Annotated in this window: 10 protein-coding genes; 9 read left to right on the top strand and 1 reads right to left on the bottom strand. The window is 62.6% G+C overall.

The annotated features are described in order from the left end of the window. The first annotated feature begins 12 nt into the window (after positions 1–12). From FFS45_RS01140 to FFS45_RS01120, 5 genes are all read left to right on the top strand, one after another. Positions 13–1,196, top strand: a protein-coding gene (locus tag FFS45_RS01140) for an IS3 family transposase (protein WP_137952844.1) whose coding sequence is annotated in 2 segments (ribosomal slippage) — positions 13–277 and positions 277–1,196 — 1,185 coding nt in all. Because the reading frame shifts where the segments join, the coding sequence is not laid out codon by codon here. A gap of 529 nt (positions 1,197–1,725) precedes the next feature. Next, the gene (locus tag FFS45_RS01135; protein ID WP_137952843.1) at positions 1,726–3,144 is read left to right on the top strand and encodes a GGDEF domain-containing protein; all 1,419 of its coding nucleotides are present in this window, start codon (positions 1,726–1,728) and stop codon (positions 3,142–3,144) included. A gap of 283 nt (positions 3,145–3,427) precedes the next feature. Next, entirely contained in the window at positions 3,428–5,641 is a 2,214-nt protein-coding gene (locus FFS45_RS01130) for a LamG-like jellyroll fold domain-containing protein (RefSeq protein ID WP_137952842.1), read from the top strand. 191 nt (positions 5,642–5,832) lie between these two features. Then, positions 5,833–6,135, top strand: coding sequence for a flagellar transcriptional regulator FlhD (locus tag FFS45_RS01125; RefSeq protein ID WP_137952841.1), 303 nt, complete (start codon positions 5,833–5,835; stop codon positions 6,133–6,135). A gap of 320 nt (positions 6,136–6,455) precedes the next feature. Beyond that, positions 6,456–8,366, top strand: a complete 1,911-nt coding sequence (locus FFS45_RS01120) for an EAL domain-containing protein (RefSeq protein WP_137953084.1) — start codon at positions 6,456–6,458, stop codon at positions 8,364–8,366. Positions 8,367–8,410: 44 nt separating this feature from the next. Here FFS45_RS01120 and FFS45_RS01115 read toward each other — a convergent pair whose 3' ends face one another. After that, positions 8,411–10,456, bottom strand: a complete 2,046-nt coding sequence (locus FFS45_RS01115) for an EAL domain-containing protein (protein ID WP_171029532.1) — start codon at positions 10,454–10,456, stop codon at positions 8,411–8,413. 680 nt (positions 10,457–11,136) lie between these two features. On the opposite strand from FFS45_RS01115, the gene FFS45_RS01110 reads away from it, so the two are divergent. From FFS45_RS01110 to FFS45_RS01095, 4 genes are all read left to right on the top strand, one after another. Then, a complete protein-coding gene (locus FFS45_RS01110; RefSeq protein ID WP_171029531.1) occupies positions 11,137–14,166 on the top strand; it encodes a ligand-binding sensor domain-containing diguanylate cyclase in 3,030 nt (1,009 codons plus the stop codon). A gap of 129 nt (positions 14,167–14,295) precedes the next feature. Further along, a complete protein-coding gene (gene bcsA / locus FFS45_RS01105) occupies positions 14,296–16,659 on the top strand; it encodes a UDP-forming cellulose synthase catalytic subunit (RefSeq protein WP_137952838.1) in 2,364 nt (787 codons plus the stop codon). Beyond that, positions 16,656–18,941 (top strand): cellulose biosynthesis cyclic di-GMP-binding regulatory protein BcsB, encoded by a 2,286-nt coding sequence (locus FFS45_RS01100; protein WP_137952837.1) that lies wholly within the window; start codon positions 16,656–16,658, stop codon positions 18,939–18,941. The genes bcsA and FFS45_RS01100 overlap by 4 nt, the downstream gene beginning before the upstream one ends. Continuing rightward, complete coding sequence (locus FFS45_RS01095; RefSeq protein ID WP_249362515.1) at positions 18,928–21,738, top strand: cellulose synthase subunit BcsC-related outer membrane protein; 2,811 nt, start codon at positions 18,928–18,930, stop codon at positions 21,736–21,738. The genes FFS45_RS01100 and FFS45_RS01095 overlap by 14 nt, the downstream gene beginning before the upstream one ends. Positions 21,739–21,918: the final 180 nt, after the last annotated feature.

Raw genomic sequence — 21,918 nt, 5'->3', positions numbered from 1 at the left:
AGGAGAAGAACAATGACAAGCAAGGCAAAGCGGGCACAGTACACGCTCGAGTTCAAGCTGGAAGCGGTACGACTGGTCAAAGCCGGGCAAAGCATGGCAGCAGTGGCGGCGACACTGGGTGTGGTGGAACAGACGCTGTACAACTGGGTTAAGGCTGACCGGGAAGGCAAGCTGGCCGGCGCAAGCACGAAGCCTGTGAGCCCGGAACAGATGGAACTGGCGCGGCTGCGTGCGGAGGTAGCGCGCCTAAAGATGGAGCGAGATATATTAAAAAAGTGCGCAGCGTACTTCGCGAAGGAATCGATGTGAAGTACGCGTTCATCGAGCAAAATCGACGCCACTGGCCAGTCTCGGTGCTATGCGAAGTGCTGGAAGTCAGTCCCAGCGGATATCATCAGCGCCGGCAACGCACCGCGCACGACAAGCCGCACCGAAGCCGCGTAAGCAACGATGCACCGCTCGCGCAAGTCAAGGCGATTCACACGCGGGTCAAGGGCGAATACGGCTGGCCTCGCATGTGGAAGGAGTTGCTCACGCAAGGCGTGCGCGTGGGCAAGGAACGGGTTCGCAAACTGATGGCGCAGCATGGCATTCGAGCCCGCCACAAGCGCAAGTACATCGCGACGACGAACTCAAACCATGATTTGCCGGTGGCGCTGAATCTGTTGGAGCGCAACTTCACCGCTAACGTACGGAACCAGGTCTGGACGACCGACATCACGTACGTGGCGACAGCCGAAGGCTGGGTCTACCTCGCGGTCATCATCGACCTGTTCAGCAGGCAGGTGGTGGGCTGGTCGATGCAGCCGCACATGAAGGCTGAACTGGTCACAGACGCATTGCGAATGGCGTGGTTCCGGCGTCGCGCTGACGCCGGCGTAATCGTGCATAGCGACAGGGGCAGCCAGTATTGCAGTGGCCTGTTTCAGGACACGTTGAAGGCCCACGGCATGCGTTCGTCGATGAGCCGACGTGGTAATTGTTGGGATAATTCGCCGACGGAAAGTCTATGGGGTTCGCTGAAGGTAGCGCGCATGCACGGACGACACTTCGCCACCCAGCAAGCAGCAATGGATGAGGTGATTGACTGGCTGGGCTTTTACAACGCGCGCCGGTTACATTCAACGCTCGATTACGTCAGCCCCATGACATTCGAAAGGAACTGGTTCACGGCTCAGAGAGGTGAAGCCGCATAATTCAGCCAGCTATGGGATTCGTCAAACGAGGGCAAGGTCACTCGGGCACCCGCTCTAAAAGGAAGAAGTAGATACGCGCCGGTTCGTCGAGGATCTCGTAGCGCCGATTGACACTTATCCCCGGGAGGCAACCGGCTGACCCCGTCGTCGCAGTGTTTTGAATGTTCCGCCAGGCACGATATTGGGCGCCAGAACGGACGCCGAGACCTCGTCGGATCCGTGGGCGTAAATATGGCGGATAGAGGGCTGGGTCAGTTGGCCATTCCATAGTGATTCAGCATAGTCCGCGAAAGCTAAAACACCAGATATTTGGAAAAAAATCCCTCAACTTTAGGAAACTGACGCCAGACTTCGCGTGGCTTGAGTGATTAGGCAGTCGCCCGCAGGGGGGCGGCTGCCCTACAAACCTTGCTGCTCCGCTTCGGCCCTGGTCCGGATATCGGTGGCTGTTTTCGTTCGACATATACTGACGGCGAAATCGGCAGGTGCCGCGCCGATCCTCTGATGACCCAACAGAAGCTGGTGAGCAATGATGGCGCAACAAGGCCTGATGTCTGGACTTATCGATGAGCACGCCGATTCACCCGGCCTGCATCCCATACACCGGCACGCGCGCCTGCTTGCTGGAGCCGTCGCGCTCCTGTCGATAGGCATCTTTCTGGTTGCCGTGCCGTTCGCCAGGATTGCACTGCCTCAAGTGCCCGCGTTTATCCCGGTATACGAATCGTCGGTCATTCTTAACGATCTGGTGACCGCCGTGCTGCTGTTCGGCCAGTGTGTGATCGCCCGCTCGCGGGCACTCGGCGCATTGGCGAGCGGCTATCTGTACACCTCAGTGATCGCTCTTCTTCACATGTTGAGCTTTCCGGGGTTGTTCTCGCCAACGGGACTCCTGCACGCAGGACCGCAAAGCACGGCCTGGATCTACATGTTCTGGCATGCGGGGTTTCCGGTCTTCGTCATGACCTACGCACTGCTCAAGGACCGGAAGCAGGACCGGATGACAGGCTACACGGTGGGAGCAAAGAGGCTGGCGCTTATCGTCGGCGGGGTGCTGTGTCTTGCACTGGGAATGGTTGTCTTCGCCACTGCGGGAGAATGGCTGCTGCCTGAAATCATCAAGAATAATCACTACACGCCGACCATGCGATGGGTGGCAGGGGCAGTCTGGGGACTCTGTCTCCTCGCCCTCGTAGTGCTGTACCGGCAAAGGTCCCGTTCGACGATCGACCTGTGGCTGATGGTCGTGCTGTGCGTCTGGATCTGCGATATCGCGTTGAGTGCTGTGTTCAACGGCGGACGCTACGACCTCGGGTTTTATCTCGGACGATTTTACGGCATGGCCGCCGGCAGCTTCGTGCTTCTGTTGCTGCTGGTCGAAAATACGCTTCTGCATTCGCGGCTTGCTGCGGCACTTGACGAGTTGAAGCGGCTCGCGACGACGGACCCGCTGACCGGTGTCGCCAATCGCCGCGCTTTCGATGCCGCGCTGAGCGCGCACTGGCGGCGCGGCGCCTACGATCGGGCGACGCTGTCGTTGCTGATGATCGACATCGATTTCTTCAAGCGCTTCAACGACAGTCATGGCCATGTCGAAGGCGACCGGTGCCTCGTGTCGGTTGCCGAATGCCTTGCGCAGACCGTGCGGCGCGGCAGCGATCTGGTTGCGCGCTATGGTGGCGAAGAGTTTGTGGTGTTGATGCCGGAGACCGACGCGGCGGCGGCAGCGCATGTCGCCCAGCGGATGTGCGATGCGGTGGCGGCACTGGCGATTCCCAATGCCGGTTCGTCTCATATGCCCTATGTCACGATCAGTGTCGGCGTGGCCAGTCAGGTCGTCGAAACAGGTGCTCAGATGACGGATCTGACGAAGGCTGCCGATCACGCACTGTATCTGGCCAAGGCCGCGGGGCGCGGCCGGGTTGAAGAAGCGGGTTTGGTCGCCTAGTCATACGGAGTGCCAGGCATGCGCTGGCGAATCCGGCTAAGTCGCGCGTGTCAGCTTATCCTTACAAAAAATTCAAGAAATCCGTACGTCATTCGGACTGTGCGACAAAGCATTTCTGTCCGATAACCCGCTTAGGCCGATCGGGTTTGCGTCACGCTGCCGGTTGTCACGGCAAACGTTTGCGAGAAGATGTGTGTCAAATTTCCCCGGTGTTGTGACGACGCGATTGGCCGCCGGCGTTCCACCTTCCACTGGCGGTTCATTCAACAAGAACAAGGACAACATGACGAGTCACAACGATCAAGGCAAAGGTCTCTCACGGCGCAGCTTTCTCTACAGCCTCGGCGCCCTCGCGCTGTCTGCCTGCGATGGCACTTCCAGCGCCGCGGCCGCGGCCGTGAGCCGCGCGGCCAGCCGCGAAGCCGCCACGAGCGTGACCTTGGCCCAGGCTGCCAACGGCGCCACGGATATCGTCACCAGCGGCGCATTCGTTCACCCGGGGTTGCTGCATACGCAAGCCGACTTCGACAGGATGGCGCAGAAGGTCGCTGCGCAGGCGTCCCCGTGGTATGAGGGCTGGAAGGTGCTGGTCGCCAACGGCCACACGCGGCTGTCGTGGTCGCCGCGCCCTCAGGTCGAAGTCGACCGCGGCGGGAGCGGTGCGCAAAACTATCCGGTGTTATACAACGACATCGCCGCGGCCTACGCATGCGCGCTGTACTGGAAAGTAACGGGCGACACGGCCTATGCAGACAAGTCCGTGCAGATCATGAATGCCTGGTCTTCGACCTTGCAGCGGCTCGGCGGCGACAGCAACGTCGATCTCGCGGCCGGCATCTATGGCTACGAGTTCGCGAACGCCGGTGAGATCATGCGCGGCTACGCGGGTTGGAGCGCGGCCGGTCTGGCGGCGTTTCAGTCGATGATGCGCAACATCTTCTACCCGATCAACGTCGACTTTCTCAACCGGCACAACAACACCGACATCACGCACTACTGGGCCAACTGGGATCTCTGCAACATGGCGTCGATCATGGCAATCGGCGTGCTTTGCGACGACCACGCGCTGTTCGACCAGGCCGCCAATTACTTTATCGACGGGACCGGCAACGGCGCGATCGCCCAGGCGGTCTACTACCTGCACCCCGGCTATCTCGGGCAATGGCAGGAGACGGGGCGCGACCAGGGACACAACACGCTCGGTGTCGCGCTTGGCGGCGCCATCTGCGAGATGGCCTGGAACCAGGGAATCGACCTGTACGGCTATGACAACAATCGCTTTCTCGCCGGTGCGGAATACGTGGCGAAGGCGAATCTGGTCCAGCCCGGCGGCAGCTATCTCACGGTGCCGTATGTCACTTATTCGAACGTCGACGTGACACAAACGGCGTTTTCGACGGCCTCGCAGGGCACGATCCGGCCGTGCTGGGCGCTCGTCTACAACCACTACGTCAATCGCAAAGGACTGGCGGCGCCCTGGTCGACGAAGTTCGCGCTGGCGATCCAGCCCGAGGGCGGAGGTGGCAACTACGGCACCACGAGCGGTGGTTACGACCAGCTCGGCTACGGCACGCTGACCTGCACACGCGACGCCGTCACGCCCGCTTCTGCGCCAAGCGGTCTTACGGCATTTCCGGATGCGGGCCAGGTCGTACTGTCATGGTGGGGTGTAGCGAACGGCACGAGTTATGACGTGAAACGCGCGTCGAGTTCGGGCGGATCGTATTCGACCATCGCGACCGGCATTACCGACCCTCTCACCTACACGGACAATCCGCCGGCAGGCACCTGGTATTACGTCGTGAGTGCGCAGACAGCCTCGGGCGAAAGTGCGAATTCGGCGGAGGCCGCCGCGGTGACGGCGCTGCAGTTGCATGCCTATCTGAAATTCGACGAGACCAGTGGCACGAGCGCGGCCGACGCGACGGGCAACGGCTATACGGGCACACTCGTCGGCGCGGCGACTCACGTCGCGGGCCACACGGGCAACGCCGTGGCGCTCGATGGCGCGAGCGGCTATGTCAGCCTGCCCAACAACGTCGTGGCCGGCACCTCGGATTTCACCATCGCCGCATGGGTCTTGTGGAACGGCGGCAAGGCATGGCAGCGCATCTTCGATTTCGGCGCGGGCACGGGGCGCTATCTGTTTCTCACGCCGAAGAATTCCACTGGCGTCATGCGCTTTGCGATTACGACCAACGGCGGCCACGGCGAGCGTGGCATCAACGGCAACGTTGCGTTGCCGACAGGGCAGTGGACGCACGTTGCCGTAACGTTATCGGGCACGGCTGCCACGCTGTATCTGAACGGCAGCGCGATCGGCCGTGCATCCGATGTCGTCTTTGCGCCGTGGCGCGTCGGCCCGACGGCGCAGAACTGGATTGGACGCTCGCAGTATTCCGCCGATCCGTTCTTCAATGGATCGATCGACGAGTTCCGGATCTATCTCGGCGCCATGTCGCCCGATCAGATCACGGCGCTGATGCAGGGTTCGTAGCAGCACAGTGCGCGTCCAGGGAATTCCTGACTGAAAATTCAGGATAGGACTAACGAAATTTCTGGCGCTTCTGACTGCGGGGTACACACAGCTGCCCTAGCATCGTTACACGGCAACTGTGTTGCATCCATTCGCTGCGCCGTGGCTTCACTGCAAAGACGATCCGGCCGGTATCACGGGAGGTGGTTGAAATGGAACGCGACACGCACCGTTTGATCCACGAGATGAATCTCGCCTATCTTCTGCTGGTCCAGCGCCTGCTTGTAGAAGACAAAGCCGCGGGCATGAGCAGTCTCGGCGTGTCGTCGGAGGTGGCGGATCTTCTGGCGGCGCTCTCGCTCAAAGAGATCGCGAGATTAGCCACCGTTTCGCAGATACTTTGCTCCTTCCGCTTTGGGGACCACACTGTGTTGTCCGCGCTGACGCACAGTCAGGTTGCGGCTGCTGCAACGGTGCGATTACCGGCAAGCAAGCCAATCGGGCAATTCGCCTAAGCTGGAGCCATTTCTTCCGGGTCGTCCGGATCTTCCGGGTTTTCACTGCCCATTCCCATCTGCCGGCGGCGGCCCCTGCTCCCCAGCGCCGGCTGGACCCGCCGGCCATCTTGGATTGTGTCCGGAAACGCATTCCTACAGCAATTTCAGGAAATCCCTACCCACGTCCCACTACAGAGATCGGAGCGCGTCGCCGTATACCCGTCTAGTAGCCATGATTTCGGGCACGTTACCATTAGCTTCGCAGAGTCCCGCCCCGGACATCGACTCATCGATGCGTACCACAAAGACAACTCTGTTCAGATAATGTAATGATCCTCATGAAGTTCTTGAAAGCCGTCAAAGAAGCTGCGGCTATTCCCGACCGGAACCCGGATCTACTGATCGCTCAGTACAGAGCTTTCACGTTTCAGATGCCCCTCATGTATGTGATCCTGATGATCAACACATGGGGCGTAGCGACGACTCACATGCACGTGGCGCCGCGGTGGATAACGGTCGACATACCGGTTGCCATGACCCTGCTCTCATTGGTGCGGGTGATCGGCTGGCTGCGCCGCTCGAGGCGGGAGGCCACCTTCGATGCAGCGTTAAAGGCACTGTCCGGTACCCAGAAGCTCTCGGGCATGATTGCCATCGCCTTCACGCTGTGGGCATTCGCGCTATTTCCCTACGGAGGCGCCTACGAAAAGGCCCATGTCGCCTTTTATATGGCAATCACCGTTATCGGTGTGATTTTCTGCATGATGCATTTGCGCTCGGCGGCTTTCACGGTTGCCTTCATTGTCAACGGTTCGTTTGTTGTTTTCTTCTCGCTGTCCAGCAACCTCGTGTTTGTTGCAATCGCAATCAACACGGCGCTTGTCTCCGCTGCGATGCTGGCCATTCTGCTGATCCACTATCGCGACTTTACCGGCATGGTGAGTGCGCGCTCGGAAAATTTCCAGCTTGCCAATATCGATAGCCTGACGGGCCTCGCCAACCGTCGCGCATTTTTCTCCTACCTTGACAACGCGTATACGCAGGCAAAATCGACTGGAGGCCGTCTCGCCGTGGGCATTGTCGATCTGGACGGCTTCAAGTCCGTCAACGACATCTACGGCCATGCAACCGGCGATAAACTGCTTCAGACTATTGGACTGCGGCTCAAGGAAGCCTGTCCGGCAAACTACTATGTTGCCCGGCTGGGTGGCGACGAATTTTCGATTGTGGCCTCGAACTTTGGCGATACCCGCGAACTCGTGGCGATGGGGGAGTTGATCTGCTCCGCGATACGAATGGCTGCGCCGTTGGGAGACACGACGCTGCAAATAGGCGGGTCAATAGGATTTTCGGTCTACCCCGATATGGCGGCCGACACGGAGCAATTGTTTGCGAATGCCGACTACGCGCTCTATCACGGCAAGCGCACGAGCCGTGGCAAGGTGACGCTTTTCTCGATCGATCACGACGCCAAGATTCGGTCTGACGCGAAGATCGAACAGGCGCTGCAGCACGCCAACCTCGAAGATGAACTGACTGTTGTGTTCCAGCCAATCGTCAATGTTTCGAGCCGCGCGACGATCGGATTCGAGGCATTGGCCCGCTGGTTCAATCCGGCATTGGGCTCAGTCTCACCGGCGCAGTTTATTCCGATTGCCGAACGCACAGGGATGATCGAAACGATCACCCAGATATTGTTGAAAAAAGCGCTTGCGCACGCTTCGCTGTGGCCTGGCTGCATACGCCTTTCCTTTAACCTGTCTGCTCACGATCTCAGTTCTCCCGAGAGCGTCTTCGCTATCGTTACGGCAATCGGTAAAAGCTGTTTCGATCCCACCCGGCTTGATTTCGAAGTGACCGAAACCGCGTTTATTCGCGATTTTCAACAGGTGCGCAATGCTACAGAAATCTTGCGATCGATTGGATGTGGTATTTCGCTGGATGACTTCGGCACCGGCTTTTCGAGCCTGACGCACCTCCACGCGCTGCCTCTGACAAAAATTAAAGTCGACCGCAGTTTTGTCACCGATCTGGACAAAAAATCCGCGAGCTACAAGATCGTCAAGTCGCTTCTCGCGCTGAGCCGGGACATGGGCCTCGATTGTATTGTCGAAGGCATAGAGACCCGCGACGAACTGGCTATTCTAAAGACGCTTGGAGGCCGGATGGTTCAGGGCTACCTCTATTCCAGGCCGATACCGGCCGATGAAGTCGCTCGCTTTCTTGAACGGCCATTGAGCACCGTTTAGACGATATGGCTGGAACGATTGCCCTTGCGACCGTTCCGGGCGCGCTAGTCAGCCAGAGCGGCCTGCCGCGCATGCTGCCTGAAGTGATCCAGACAGGCCTGCTCGGATAGCGGCGCGCTGTGGAAGTAACCCTGGAAGATGTCGCAACCGAGCTCGACGAGCGCGCAGCGTTGTGCCTCGGTCTCCACGAATTCGGCCACCACCTTCACGTTGCGCGAGCGGCCCAAGGCCGTGATCGTGCGGATCACATCGGCAGTGGTGCTGTTGGCCAGCACCGCGCGCGTAAGAGAGCCGTCCAGCTTGATCGAGGACACCGGAAAGCGCTGCATGTAAAGCAGCGACGAATGTCCCATGCCGAAATCGTCCATCGAAAGGCGTATGCCCGCCGCAGCGAGTTGTCTCAACGTTTCCTCGACAACTTCCCCATCCGGTATTTCGGCCGACTCGGTAATCTCCAGCTCGATCTCGGCTGGCTCCAGTCCGTGCGTGCGCAATGCCGCGTTCACGCGCGCCGGCAGCCCCGGATCGGTGAGCTGGACCGGCGACAGATTGATCGCCAGCGTCAGTTGCCGGTGGCCCGCCGCGTTCCAGCGCGCCTTGCATGCGCAGGCTTCGTTGATGATCCAGGCGCCCACGCGATGAATCTCCTTGCTGTCTTCGGCCAGGGTCACCGCGACGAGCGGCGAAAGGGCGCCGTAACGCGCATGATGCCATCGCAACAGTGCCTCGGCGCCGACCACGCTGCCCGCCCGGTCGTGCATCGGCTGGTAGACGAGGCTCAGGGTCTGGCGGCCGTGGTTCAAGCCGTCCCGGAGATCGGAGAGCAGCCCGCGCGCGATGTGGCCGACTTCATCGTGGCGCCGGACCAAAGGCGCGCGCGCCGATGGATTGCAGAGAATCGTCTGCATGATGACCTGCGCAGTCTTGGCCTCGCGTGTCCTGCGATTACTCTCGGCCTTGCGGACGAACGGCAGATATAGCGCCGTGCTCAGGCAGATCTCGACCAGTTGCAGCAAGACGCCTCGCCATGAGTTCGTAAGCATCCAGCCGGACAGCAGCGGCGGGGTGGTCCACATCATGGCCACAGGGTGAAGCGTCAGCCAGCCGCTCTCCACCGCGGCCAGCGTCAGCAGGCAGAGCGCCAGTGGCACGCAGATAAAAGGAATCAGGTAAGTCGAATTCAGCACGATGGGCAGGCCGTATGTCAGCGACTCGTTGATGTTGAAGACGGCCGGCAAGATGGACATTTTGGCGATGCGCCGCTGCGGCCCCTGCTTGACGACCAGCAGGATCGCCACGATCAGACCGCAGGTCGCACCGGACCCCCCGAGCAGGACGAAGGTGTTGAACAGGGTCCGCGACGCCAGTGCGCTGGTGTAGGCCGAGTTCATCTGCGCGAACAGGTCGGTCGCATAGACGTCCAGCATGTTGCCGCCGTTCACGCCCACGAACCATAGGATCTGGTTCAGGGCCGCCGCCGCCAGGCTAAGCATCCATGCGGCTGCTCCGTGTGCCTGGGCCCAGGCCACGAAGCCTGCGAGCGCCACGTGCGACAGGTTAAACAGCCGGTCCGGCAAGCCCACGGCCGCCAGCGCGATCAGGCCCGACGCCACGACGGGCCGCGTGAGCCGCATGCCGAAGTAGAAATTGGATTCGACGTCGTAAGGCACGCGTGCCGGCGCGAACCAGCGCACGCGCATCATCAGCCGCAGCAGCTCGGCCGAAGCGATGCCCACCACGATGCCGCGGAGCATGGCGTTGCGCCCGAAACTTTCGCTGGAGACCGGCTCGGCAAACACGAAGAGCATGAAGTTGACGAGTGCCGATAGCGCCGCCATGACTGGGGGCACTTCCATGCCATTGGCTGAAATCGAGGCTGAAATCGAACGCAGGCGGTGCACGAGCTGAGAGGCGATGAGCGGAGCCAGCGCCAGTCCCATCACGCCGTGCGTGGCCAGTACGATCAGGTGCAGGCGTTCGTGCCACGCGCGTGCGCCAGGCGCGGCCATCGCATGCTGATAGGCATCCCAGGGCAGGTTTTGCAGCAGCACGGCGGCGAGGCCGAAGAAGGTCAGGGGCATCAATGTCACAAACGAATCCCTGACCACACATAGCCAGAGCGCGAGGCGCGCGGCGGGCCGGCTGGACCGAAGGCGAGGCCACACGTCCCGGTATGCAGGCATGCCGCGCCCCGCCACCCCTATTTTGACCATTAGCGCGACGCAAGCGCCAAACGCAAGAACGATCCTGGGTTTGATCGTATGTGCAAAGTTGCCCATGTTGTCTCTATGGAAGATCCGTGATCCCGCAGGGCCAAAAAACGAAGGTCAGTGACAGATCATCTATATGGGTATACGGCGACACGATTGGGTCTTTGAAGTGGCGGACGTGTAGGGTTTTACTGAAATTTTTGTGGGAAAGCACTTTATATAAATATAAGGAAATCAAATGCGTGGGTTGTAGTAAATCTGGACTGCCAACCGAGAAATTCGAAAATCTGCCCGCGAATCGCCAAGGGGTTAAGGTTATCCTCATTGCTTTATAAGGATAACCTTACGTCCGTGCCGGTAAATGACGGCATCACTGCGGCCGATTTATAAGGAAGCCTAAAGTAGTGTTTTTATTTGCCGATATTTTCTATGGATAGCGTGGTGCGGATGCGGCGCGCTCGAACGTCGCGACGAACAAACGACCTACCGGGGAACAGAGTTCAATGTCGAAATGGAAGCCTTGTTGGCGGCAGATTCTAAGCTGCCTCCTTGCGCCTCTGATGACGATGGCGGCGGTGCCGCCCGCCGGCGCAGCCGACGCCTGGTACGTTGGCGCGACGCCTGTGTTTCGCCACATCGAGCTGCCCGGCGACATTGTGCCGACAGCCATGCTGCAGGATCGGGACGGCCTGATCTGGATCGCGTCGCAGACCGGTCTCGCCAGTTGGGACGGCTACCGCTTCCACAGCTATGTCGCCAGCCCCAGCGCATCCGGCAGCCTGCCGGCGTCCTACGTCACCGCGCTGTACGAGGACCGCGAAGACCGTATCTGGGCCGCTACCGATGGCGGCGGGCTGGCGCGGCTCGACAAGGCAACGGGCCGCTTCTGGACACTGGGCGCGGGCCCGGCGGGCCTGAGCAGTGTCAGCGTGTTTGCGCTTGCCGCTGACGGCGCGGACGGTCTCTGGGTAGGCACGGCCGCCGGGCTGGACCGGCTGGATCTCGTCACGGGCAAGGTGCGGCACCAGGCCGACGGCGCCATCGCCCCCAATCTGCCGGCTCATCGCGTCAATGCCCTCCTCACTGATCGCCGCGGCAACCTGTGGGTCGGCACGGTGGACGGAGTTTACCTGCTGCGCCCCGGCGCGCGGGCCTTTCAGCAAGTGCCGGCGGCCGGCATCCCCCAGGGCGCCATCGAGATCTGGCAACTGGCGGAGGACGGGGCAGGGCGTATCTGGATCGGCACGCACGCGAACGGCGCGTTTGTGATCGAGCCCGGCACCGCGACTGCCCAACAGGTGCGCGACAGTGAACGCCGCGACGGAAAAGGGATCGAGACCGACTGGGTCTCCTCGATCATTGATGCCGGCGATGGCCAGGTGTGGCTGGGCACGTGGTTCCAGGGCATCGTGCAGGTCGATACCCGGAGCTGGACGACGCGGCGCCTGCGTCATGACCCTGGGTTGCTCGGCAGCCTCGCCAAGGACGATGTGCCGGCGCTGCTGCGCGACCGCAGTGGTCTTGTCTGGGCCGGCGGGCCGAATCTGTTCGATTCGATCAATCCTACCCAGCGGGCGATATCCACCTGGTATGGCAGCGATGGCCACCTGCTCGGCGGCACGCGAGCGGGGGTGACCGCGGTGCTGGTGCGAGCGGACGGCAGTGTCTGGCTCGGCGGCAACAGCGGCGGCGTGGAGATCGTTCAGCCAAGCCGCGAACGCGGCGGGCGCCTCGCGGCCGAAGACGGGGTGTCGCGCATCGCGCTTCCCAAGGGCGCTGTGTTCTCGATCGCGGAAGGGCCGAACGGTAGCGTCTACATCGGCACCGCGGAGGGTCTGTACCGGACGCTCGACGGCGGCCGCAGTGTCGAGAGGATGGAGTTTCCCGGCCGGCCGCCGACTGCGCTCGTCAGGGCCGTGCGTGTGGCCGGCGGCCGGCTCTGGATCGGCGGGACGAACGGGCTGAGCTACGTCGACCTGTCCGCAAAAGGCGCAGCGGCGCACAGCGCCCCAGGCCTGCAAACCGCGGACATCATGACCGTGAACGGCCTCGAAGACGGATCGCTGTGGGTGGGGACGTCGACAGGGCTGGTACGGTACTGGCCGGCCAGCGGCCGCCTCGAGCGGCCCTGGCCGGAGGAGCCGGAGCGGGCCGGTTTGCCCAGCAGCCGGGTTGCCTCTGTGGTTCAGGACAGGCGGGGCCGCTTGTGGGTCGCGTTCTACGGCGGCGGGGTGAGGGTGGTCGAACGAGACGCGCGAGGCGCGCTTGTGCGAGTGCGCCGCATCGGTCATGAGCAGGGTTTGCAGAACAACGCGGCGAACGCCCTGTTGCTCGATGCGCAGGGCAACGCCTGGGTGAGCACCGATACCGGCATCCTGCGCATCGACGGCGGCACACTGGCCACCACGCTGCTGCAACAGGCCGACGGCGTGGGCTTGTTCCCGTACTGGACCTCGGCGGCTGATACGACGCAAGAAGGCGATCTGCTGTTTGGCGGCAGCGGCTTGACGGTCGTGCATCCGACTGAATTTCAACCGTCGCACTTCAAGGCCCCCATCGTGCTCACAGATCAGGATGGGCGGCCGGTCTCACTGTCCGGCATCACGCTCGCTCCCGCGCAACGCACGGTGCAGGTGACCTTTGCGCTGCTCGATTACACGTCGCCAGAGCGCACGCGTTACGCCTACCGCCTGGCCGGGCTGGAGGAGGCATGGACTGATTCGCCGGCCGACCTGCGCATCGCCCACTACACCAACCTGCCGCCCGGCAACTACACGCTGCAGGTTCGGGCGTCGAATCGTCCGGACCTGTGGACGGCCTCGGTGAACCTGCCGATCCGCGTCGTGCCCGCGTGGTACGAGACGATTTTGTTTCGCGTGATCATGGCAGTGCTGCTGCTCGCGCTCTTCGTCATGCTGATTCAGGTGCGCACGCGCTTACTGCGGCGGCGTGCCGCGGCATTGGAGGCGCTGATAGCCCAGCGGACACAGGAACTCCAGCAACGCTCCGATGAGCTCGTGCGCCGCACGGCGGAATTGCAGATCAGCGAGCAACGGCTCGAGCAACTGGCTTACTTCGACGGACTGACGGGGCTCGCGAATCGACGGCATTTCAATGACGATCTGCAACACCTGGTGGAACAGGTGCGCCTCGGCGCCGACTTCGCGCTCGTGCTGGTCGACCTCGACCGCTTCAAGCCGATCAACGACGCCTATGGCCACGACGCAGGCGACGCGGTGCTGAAGGCCGTGGCCTCGCGCCTGCGCCTGACGACACGCGAGGCCGATCTGGTTTCCCGTCTGGGCGGCGACGAGTTCGCCGTGCTGCTCAGGCAGCCGGGCGAGCGCGAGGTGGTGGCCGCGGTATGCGAACGCATTATCGCTACGTTCGCCCAGCCGATTCCGTATCGAAGCCTCTCCCTGGACGTGAGGGCGAGCATAGGTGTCGCGCGGTGTCCGCAGGACGCAAAGGATGCCATGGCGCTATACAAGGCCGCGGACATGGCGCTCTATGCGGCGAAAGAGGCGGGCCGTGGCGCCTGGCGCGCGGCGGGGGAGTCGTTTGAGATGGACGGGTCTGCACAACAGTGATTGGAAAAGGCTAAATATTCGCGCCAGAGTGCCGATATCCCTGTAGCCAGAAGTCTTTCCGTTTCTTTCCTGCCCGTTTCGCGACGCACCGCCGCTGGCGCGCCTGGCGTCACACGACAAAGTTCAGACATGAGTGAAGTGACTGACGCGCCGCTCGTCGACGAGGCGCGGCCCTCTGCTGCTGCCAAAACAAAGCGCGAAAACGTGATCGTGCGGCTCGTCGACGCGTTGCCGCTTTCGGCGCTGCCCGAGCGGGTCGTGGCGGGTCTGTGGGCGGGCTCGCTGGCGGCGATCGTCGTGCTGGCTACCGTCAGGTTCGATCTGAGGGCCCAGTTCTGTGTCTCCTTTGCCGTGCTCGGCGCCATGCTCCTGCTGCGGCACACGGCCAAACTCGAACGCACCCGCCTGTTCTTTCTCGCCTGCTCGGCGTTCCTGACCTTCCGCTATCTCTTCTGGCGCACGACTTCTACGCTGGGCTACAACGGGCTTGCCGACTTCATCTTCGCGCTGTTCTTGTACGTCGCCGAACTGTACGGAATCGTGGTGGCCATGCTCGGCCTGTTCGTCAACAGTCATCCGCTGCAGCGCAGACCCGTGCCGCTGATCCGCACGCCCGGTGCGCTGCCGCGCGTCGATGTATTCATTCCGACCTACAACGAACCGGCCGACATGCTGGAAATCACGCTGCGGGCGGCGCTCGACATGCGCTATCCGCGTGAGCTTCTGCGCGTCTATCTGCTCGATGACGGCGGCACGCAGCAGAAGCTGAACCAGGCGGACGCGGGCAAGGCCGCCGAGGCGCATGCGCGGGTGCAGGCCTTGACGCAGTTGGCCGAACACCATGGCGGTCTCTATCTCTCGCGCGAGCGCAACGAGCACGCGAAAGCGGGCAACATCAACGCCGCACTCGGCCGCACGGACGGTGAGCTGATTGTGATCTTCGACGCGGATCACGTGCCTACCGCCGATTTTCTCGAGAAAACGGTCGGCCATTTTCAGCGGGACGAGAAGCTGTATCTCGTGCAGACGCCTCACTTCTTCATCAATCCCGACCCGCTCGAAAAAAATCTCGGCATGTTCGGCAAGATGCCGCCGGAAAACGAAATGTTTTATTCCGTCGTGCAACGCGGCCTCGATTTCTGGAATGCCTCGTTTTTCTGCGGTTCCGCGGCAGTGCTGAGGCGCCGCTATCTCGAGGAAATCGGCGGCATTGCCGGCACCTCGATTACGGAAGACGCCGAGACGGCCCTGACACTGCACGCACGCGGCTACCGCAGCACTTACGTGAACGAAGCGCTGATCTCGGGTCTGCAACCGGAAACGTTTGCGAGCTTCATTGTGCAGCGTGCGCGCTGGGCGCAGGGCATGATCCAGCTATTCCTGCTGCGCAATCCCTTGCGCCTGAAAGGACTGACGCTGGCACAGCGGTTGTGCTATTTCTCGAATGCCTTTTTCTGGTTCTTCTGTTACGCGCGCCTCGTATTCGTATTCTCGCCGGTGATGTATCTGATGTTCGGGCTGCAGTTCTATAACGCGACGATCCCCGAGTTCTTTGCGTATGGCCTGCCGCAAATGATCGCGGCGATCCTCGCCTCGGATTTCCTGTTCGGCCGCTACCGCTGGACGCTGATCTCCGAGGTGTATGAGCTGCTTCAGTCGATGTTCTCGCTGCGCGCGGTGATATCGGTCATGATCAATCCACGCGCGCCGGCCTTCAAGGTGACGCCCAAGGGCGAGCGGATCGAGGAAGACACCATTTCCGAGCTGGCTGGGCCTTTCTATCTGGTCTATCTGCTGGTTCTGCTGGGCACCGCTGCCGGCATCTGGAAACTGCTGCACGGCTATCCTCATCGCGACGTGATCGTGGCGTCGCTCGGCTGGAGCGCGCTGAACCTGGTCCTGCTCAACGCCTGCATCGGCGTGCTGTACGAGCGCAAGCAACGGCGCGCTGTGCCGCGTGTGCCGGCCGATCTCGAAGCCGTACTGCACCTGCCGCCCGGGTTTGCCGAGGCAGACGGGCAGACGGCATTGGCGTGCCGCGTCGTCGACATGTCTGCGGGCGGTCTGAGGATGGTGATTCCCGCCAGCGTGCAAGCGAGCGTTCCGCGCAACTGCGCCGCAACGCTGGAAATTTTCAACATCGCGTTGGACCGCTTGAGCCGTGTTCCGGTCACGATCCGCAATGTTTTCCCTGCGGCCGACGGTTCGCTGACGGTAGGCGCCCAATTTGCGGACGACAGTGTGGCCGGCCGGTCGGAACAGGTTGCGCTCGTGTTCGGCGACAGCGGCCGCTGGCGCGACTTCCGCGAGAGCCGCAACCGGCGCGTGGGCATCGTGCGCAGCCTCGGCATTGTCGCCAGTCTCGGCACGGTGCACGCGTTCAGCCATTACCGCGGCTTTTTCCGCGGCATGCTGCGCTACGCGGAATTTCCATGGCGAATGGCATCGCGCGCGATCGCTTCATCCGGTTTCTTTTCCAAAGCAGACTCATGAGTACATCGTCGACTTCCCGCGCCATCGCCCAGGCGATGTGTTTCGTACTGGCCTCGCTCGTCTGTGGCGCAGCGTGTGCCACTGCCCATCCAGCGAACCAGAGCGCCCCCCAGCCCGTGGACGCGCAGGCCGGTGCCGCGAAAACCGCGCCCGTTTCGCTGGCTACGCTGGCCAATCTGTCCGGCGCGCTGCGCCTGACCGGCGCTGCGGCGTCCAGCTCGATGAGCGTGCCGGTGTCCGCACGCGAGCAGGTGCTGGCGGCCACACTGCATCTGGTGGTATCCAATTCGATTTCGCTGATCACCGATCGCTCGCAGCTTGCTGTGCGTCTCAACGGCCGTACCATCGCGCAGTTGCAGCTGTCCTCGCGACAACCCGAGGCAACCGCCGATATCCGCATTCCGGCCGAGCTGCCGCATCCCGGATACAACACGTTGTCCTTTGCAGCCGCGCAGCATGCGACAGAAAACTGTGAAGACCCGGACTCCCCCGAACTCTGGACCGAGATCGACACCAGCGCCTCGACGCTGCAGATGCAGACGGAACTCAAGCCGCTCACGCCGACACTGTCCGATCTCGACGACCTGATCGACCCGCGGCAGTGGTCTGCGCGTGCGCTGGATATCGTGAGCGCAGCGCATCCGGATAGCGATCAGCAGCTCGCCGGCGGCGGCATGCTCGCCGAAGGCGCCGCACTGCGCCTGCGCTACCTTGCTCCGTCGCTGCGGGTACTCGACGCGCAGCGCGCCACCGGCGACGGCATTCTGCCGGGGCTGTCGCTTGCGCCGCTCGCGGGTGCGGACGTCCTGCTCATCGGCACAAGCGATGCCCTGCGCGGCGAGCTCGATCCGCAGATCGTGGCACGCATCCAGAACGGCTTTCTCGGCATCTACCCGAAGCCCGGCGATGCGCGGCATTTCGTGCTCGTGGTCAGCGGCCGTAACGACAGCGAAGTCGAGCGTGCAGCACGCGCGTTCGCCCACCATGAGCTGCGCTTGCCGCACCGTAACGAGATGCTGATCGGCGAGCTCGACGAATCGAACCCGCCCGCGTGGTCCGCCGACGGGACGGTGTCGGGCACGGCGCCGCACACCTTCCGTCAACTCGGTCTGACGAGCCGTACCCTGGGCCCCGGCGATCACGCGGACATGGAGGTGCGGCTGCCCGCCGACATCTATGCGCCCGAAGACGCACGCGTGACCCTAGACATGAACTTTACCGAGGGTGCGAAGATGCGCGAGGACTCGGTGCTCAACATTTTCCTGAACGGACGATTCGAGCAGGTGATCGCGCTTGACCAGCAGCAGGGCGCGGTGATGCGGCGCTACCGCGTCACCATTCCGTTGCGCGATTTCCACCCGGGCGCCAACACGCTGTCGCTGCGGCCCGTGCTTGTGCCGCTTATCACCGACCGGTGCGCGCTGCGTTCAATGGCCAATCTCATGCTCACGGTGTTCGACGATTCCACGTTGACGCTGCCGCCTGCATCGCACTTCACCACCTTGCCGGATCTCAGGCGGCTTGCCGACGGCGGCTTTCCGTACACCGTGCAGCCCGATGGCGCAGGGCTTGCCGTGCGGGTCGCGGCTCATGACAACGACACCATCGCCGCCGCATGGACACTGATGGCCCGGCTCGCGCAGATGCAAATGGCGCCGCTCACGTCCGCTCAGGTCACCTTCGGCGAGCCCGCGTCGGGCCGCGACACGATCCTGATCGGCGCCGCGGGCGCACTGCCGCCACCGGCACTCGAGGATGCGCCATGGTCACCCGGGCATACTGCGCGCATCGCGGACGGCATGTCCGGTGCCGGACAGCCCGGCGGCAACTGGTTCGCGCAACATTGGGACAACTGGTTCGGAACACCTGCCAATGCTGCAGCGGTAAGCGTGACGTTGCGTGGCGACATTCCCTTGTCGGACCGGCTGCTTGTCATGCAGTACCGGGGCAGGCGCGCCGGCACGGTCACGGTGCTCACCGCCGGCAACGCGCCCCAACTGCTGCTGGGCGTGACGCGGCTGGTCGAGCCGAACTACTGGAGCAATCTCGATGGCAATGTCGCACTGCTAAGCTTCGATTCCGACGGACTGTGGACGACTCGGGTCGGCGGCACCTATGAAGCCGGCACGCTCGGCGTGTGGGACCATCTTGGCTTCGTGCTGTCCCGGCATCCGTGGCTTGGCTATGCCGTGCTGATCCTGCTGCTTGCGGTATTTGCGGCGTCGACCACGATATTGCTGCAACGCCACCACCGGAACCGGCACCGCGATGCGGACCAGTAACACGGCCCGGTGGTGTGGCGCGCTGTGGCTGTGCATGACGATGTCGGGTTCATTGTGGGCAGCGCAGGACAACCTGCTCGACGTGGAGAGGGGCGGCACGTCGAGCGCGAGTACGGCCGGCGCGCAAGCGGTGACCGTGCTGCGGCAAGCGCATCTGAGCCTGGGCAGTGCGGACGATGCGGCTTCCCAGCCGCACGTCGTCCGTACGGAGCAGCAGAACCTGCTGGAGCGAGCTCTGCCTGCCGTTAAACCGGCTGTGCGCGCAGGCGTAGGCGCAAGCGCGGGCGGAGGCGCAGGCGTGGCCGACGACGCCGACAGCCCGAGCGCGCCAACCGCGCCGGATGAACGTCCACTCTGGCGCCTGCTGCACGAAAACCGGCTGGCCGAATACGATCGCAGCCTCGCCGCGATCGCACGTGATTTTCCGTCATGGACGCCGCCCGAGGCGCTCGCTGCCGAGCGTGCACGCCGTCAGCAGGAAGCGGATATCGCCGCGGCGCTGAACGGCGAACCTGCGCAGTTGCGCCTGCTGATCGCGCGGGCCCCGGAAGCATTCGGCTGCGCACACATCGATCGTGTCTGGAAGGCCGCAGATGTGTTTGCGCGCACCGGCCATGTGGATGAGATTGAGCCGCTCTACCGCAGCCTGATTCCCACCTGCGAGCCGAGCAGGAACCGTATCGCGACGCTCTACCGGGCCGAACACGAATTGCCGCCGGCGCAGGCTGATGCGCTGATTGCGCTCGAAGCATCGCAAGGCCGGCGCGACGAGGAGGGCGAGCGTGCCTTTCAGCGTCTGCGTTATCTGCGTGACATCGCCGCACTCGGCGCCCTGCCGCCCGACACGGCGGAGGCTGCGCAGCAGCTCGCGGCACTCGCGCCTTCGATCCGTGCGTACCGCGATGCGCCTGCGGCGACGCTGGCCGGATGGATCGAGCTTGCCCAACGTCATACCGACGCGGCGGCTGACTGGTTCAGCCTCGCTCGCGATCTGGCGCCCGACGACCTGGACGCAACGCTCGGCCTTGCGCAGGTGAGAATCGGGCAACACGACCTCGATGGAGCGCAGGCATTGCTCGACGCGCCGTCATTGCAGCAGGAGCCGCGCGCCCGCAGCGCGCGTGCGCAGATTGCGCTTGCGCGTGCGAGCGCCGCTTACGAGCAGCATCGCTACCGCGAAAGCTTGCAACTGCTCGACACCGCGGCAAGCGAAGGCCTGCCGGCAACTGCAAGCGACATGCTGCGCGGCTGGAACCTTTACGCGCTTGGCCGCTACGCAGAAGCCGTGACGCTATTTCGCGCCCAGTACAACCGTGATCACAGCGACGACAGCGCTGAAGGCCTGGCGCTCGCCTTACGGGCGACGCATCGGGGTGCGGTACCGCGCCGGGGCGCCGCCGCGGGAGACGATGGGCTGGTCAACTCGTATCTGTATGCGCTGAATGCGCAGCAGCTTTACTATCGCAAGGAGTTCGTTGCATCGAGGGTAGCCTTGCGCGAGGCGCTCGCGGGGGCCGATGATAGCCAGCGGATCATGCGGTATGTTCCCGCCGACCTGAGCGGCATCGACGCGGCGTCGGTCTCCGGTGGGTTCACGTGGTCGGATCACATCGGCACATCCGGCCAGGGACGGCTCGATACGATCGCGCCGGAGGTGCGGGGGGAGTGGATCGATAATACGGCTCAGTTTGAGGTGCGGTATCGGCAGTTGTTCATGAACGCCGGAATGACCTCGCCGGACCAGACTGTGCCGGGGCTATCGAGTGTCTTTGGTAACGACACACCGCCTCCGGATGACACCAACTTCCAGAGGTGGAAGACGGCCGCGCAAAGTCATGTGCTAGGAGGCTCCGCCGTCGCGGAGGAACTCCAGTTCATGGTCGCAAACACGTTTCGCACCGGTACATTGTCGCCATTCGACTGGAGCGTGTCGGCCGGCGCCACGCAAGGCTGGCCAGCCGGTTTCCGGCCAGACGCTGTGGTCAACTTCGGCCAGCGAACCAATTGGGGCACATGGTCCACCTATGCCGGCGTGACGCCGGTGCGCGATTCGCTGCTGTCGTGGCAGGGGATGGCTTTTGGCGACGACAAGTGGGGTGCCGTGCGCCAGGAAACGCAGGGTGCGCAGATAAACTGGCAGGTAGCGCCTCGCTGGAACGTCAACGCCGCATTGGAAAAGCGATGGTTGACCGGGATGAACGTCGTGGGCAACGAAGGCTGGTCGGCCGATCTCTCGGGCGGCTACGACCTGCACGTGCCACGCTTCGACTATTTCACCATAGGACCGGCGCTGCACTATCTCGCTTACCAGCGCAATGAGAACTTCTATAGCTACGGCCAAGGCGGCTACTACAGTCCGCAATCGTCGCTCAGCACCGGCGCCGCGCTGCAATGGCTGTCGGAAGAGGGACGCACGTGGCAATGGCAGGGAACACTCGAACTGGGCTGGAACAATACGCTTCAGGACACGGAAAGCTGCTTGCCGCTCGGCTTGCCGGCAGACATCGGCAACGCCCTGGGCAGCACAGCCGCCTCTGGCGCAGTAGCACTCACCTGCGCAGGAAGCCATGACCACGGCCTCTATGGACACGCACAGCTCGCAGCAACAATAAAACTCTCCTCACGCTGGCAGGCTGGCGCACTCGCAGACGCCAACGTTACTCCGGGCCGCGACAAGCAGTTTGCCGCACTCGCGTTCCTACGTTACTTCTTCGAGCCGCGCGCAGCCGTCTTCAGTCGTGACCTGCCGCACAACACGCGTGATTTCTACCTGCAGCTTGACGACAATCGCAACTAAAGTGTCGAACGTCGCACAGTGGGTCACCTATTTTCCCATGCAAGGCGCATGCGCGACGTCAATCCGGCCGGATTTTCGCATTGCGCTTGCATACGTGTCGCGTTCGTATGCTATGACATAGGGGTGTGGAAGCGGGCCAGAAGCGCCCGCTGCCTATGGGACGCCGAACTGTATTCACCA

The sequence above is a fragment of the Burkholderia sp. 4M9327F10 genome (assembly GCF_005503145.1).
GTDB lineage: Bacteria > Pseudomonadota > Gammaproteobacteria > Burkholderiales > Burkholderiaceae > Paraburkholderia.
The sequence above is the reverse complement of the archived record's forward strand: the minus strand, read 5'-3'. Positions and strand labels throughout refer to the sequence as shown.

Excerpts from the sequence above, each read along its gene's own strand:
- FFS45_RS01135 (WP_137952843.1), top strand. The coding sequence starts at position 1,726 with ATGATGGCGCAACAAGGCCTGATGTCTGGACTTATCGATGAGCACGCC.
- FFS45_RS01130 (WP_137952842.1), top strand. The coding sequence starts at position 3,428 with ATGACGAGTCACAACGATCAAGGCAAAGGTCTCTCACGGCGCAGCTTT.
- FFS45_RS01125 (WP_137952841.1), top strand. The coding sequence starts at position 5,833 with ATGGAACGCGACACGCACCGTTTGATCCACGAGATGAATCTCGCCTAT.
- FFS45_RS01120 (WP_137953084.1), top strand. The coding sequence starts at position 6,456 with ATGAAGTTCTTGAAAGCCGTCAAAGAAGCTGCGGCTATTCCCGACCGG.
- FFS45_RS01110 (WP_171029531.1), top strand. The coding sequence starts at position 11,137 with ATGACGATGGCGGCGGTGCCGCCCGCCGGCGCAGCCGACGCCTGGTAC.
- bcsA (WP_137952838.1), top strand. The coding sequence starts at position 14,296 with ATGAGTGAAGTGACTGACGCGCCGCTCGTCGACGAGGCGCGGCCCTCT.
- FFS45_RS01100 (WP_137952837.1), top strand. The coding sequence starts at position 16,656 with ATGAGTACATCGTCGACTTCCCGCGCCATCGCCCAGGCGATGTGTTTC.
- FFS45_RS01095 (WP_249362515.1), top strand. The coding sequence starts at position 18,928 with ATGCGGACCAGTAACACGGCCCGGTGGTGTGGCGCGCTGTGGCTGTGC.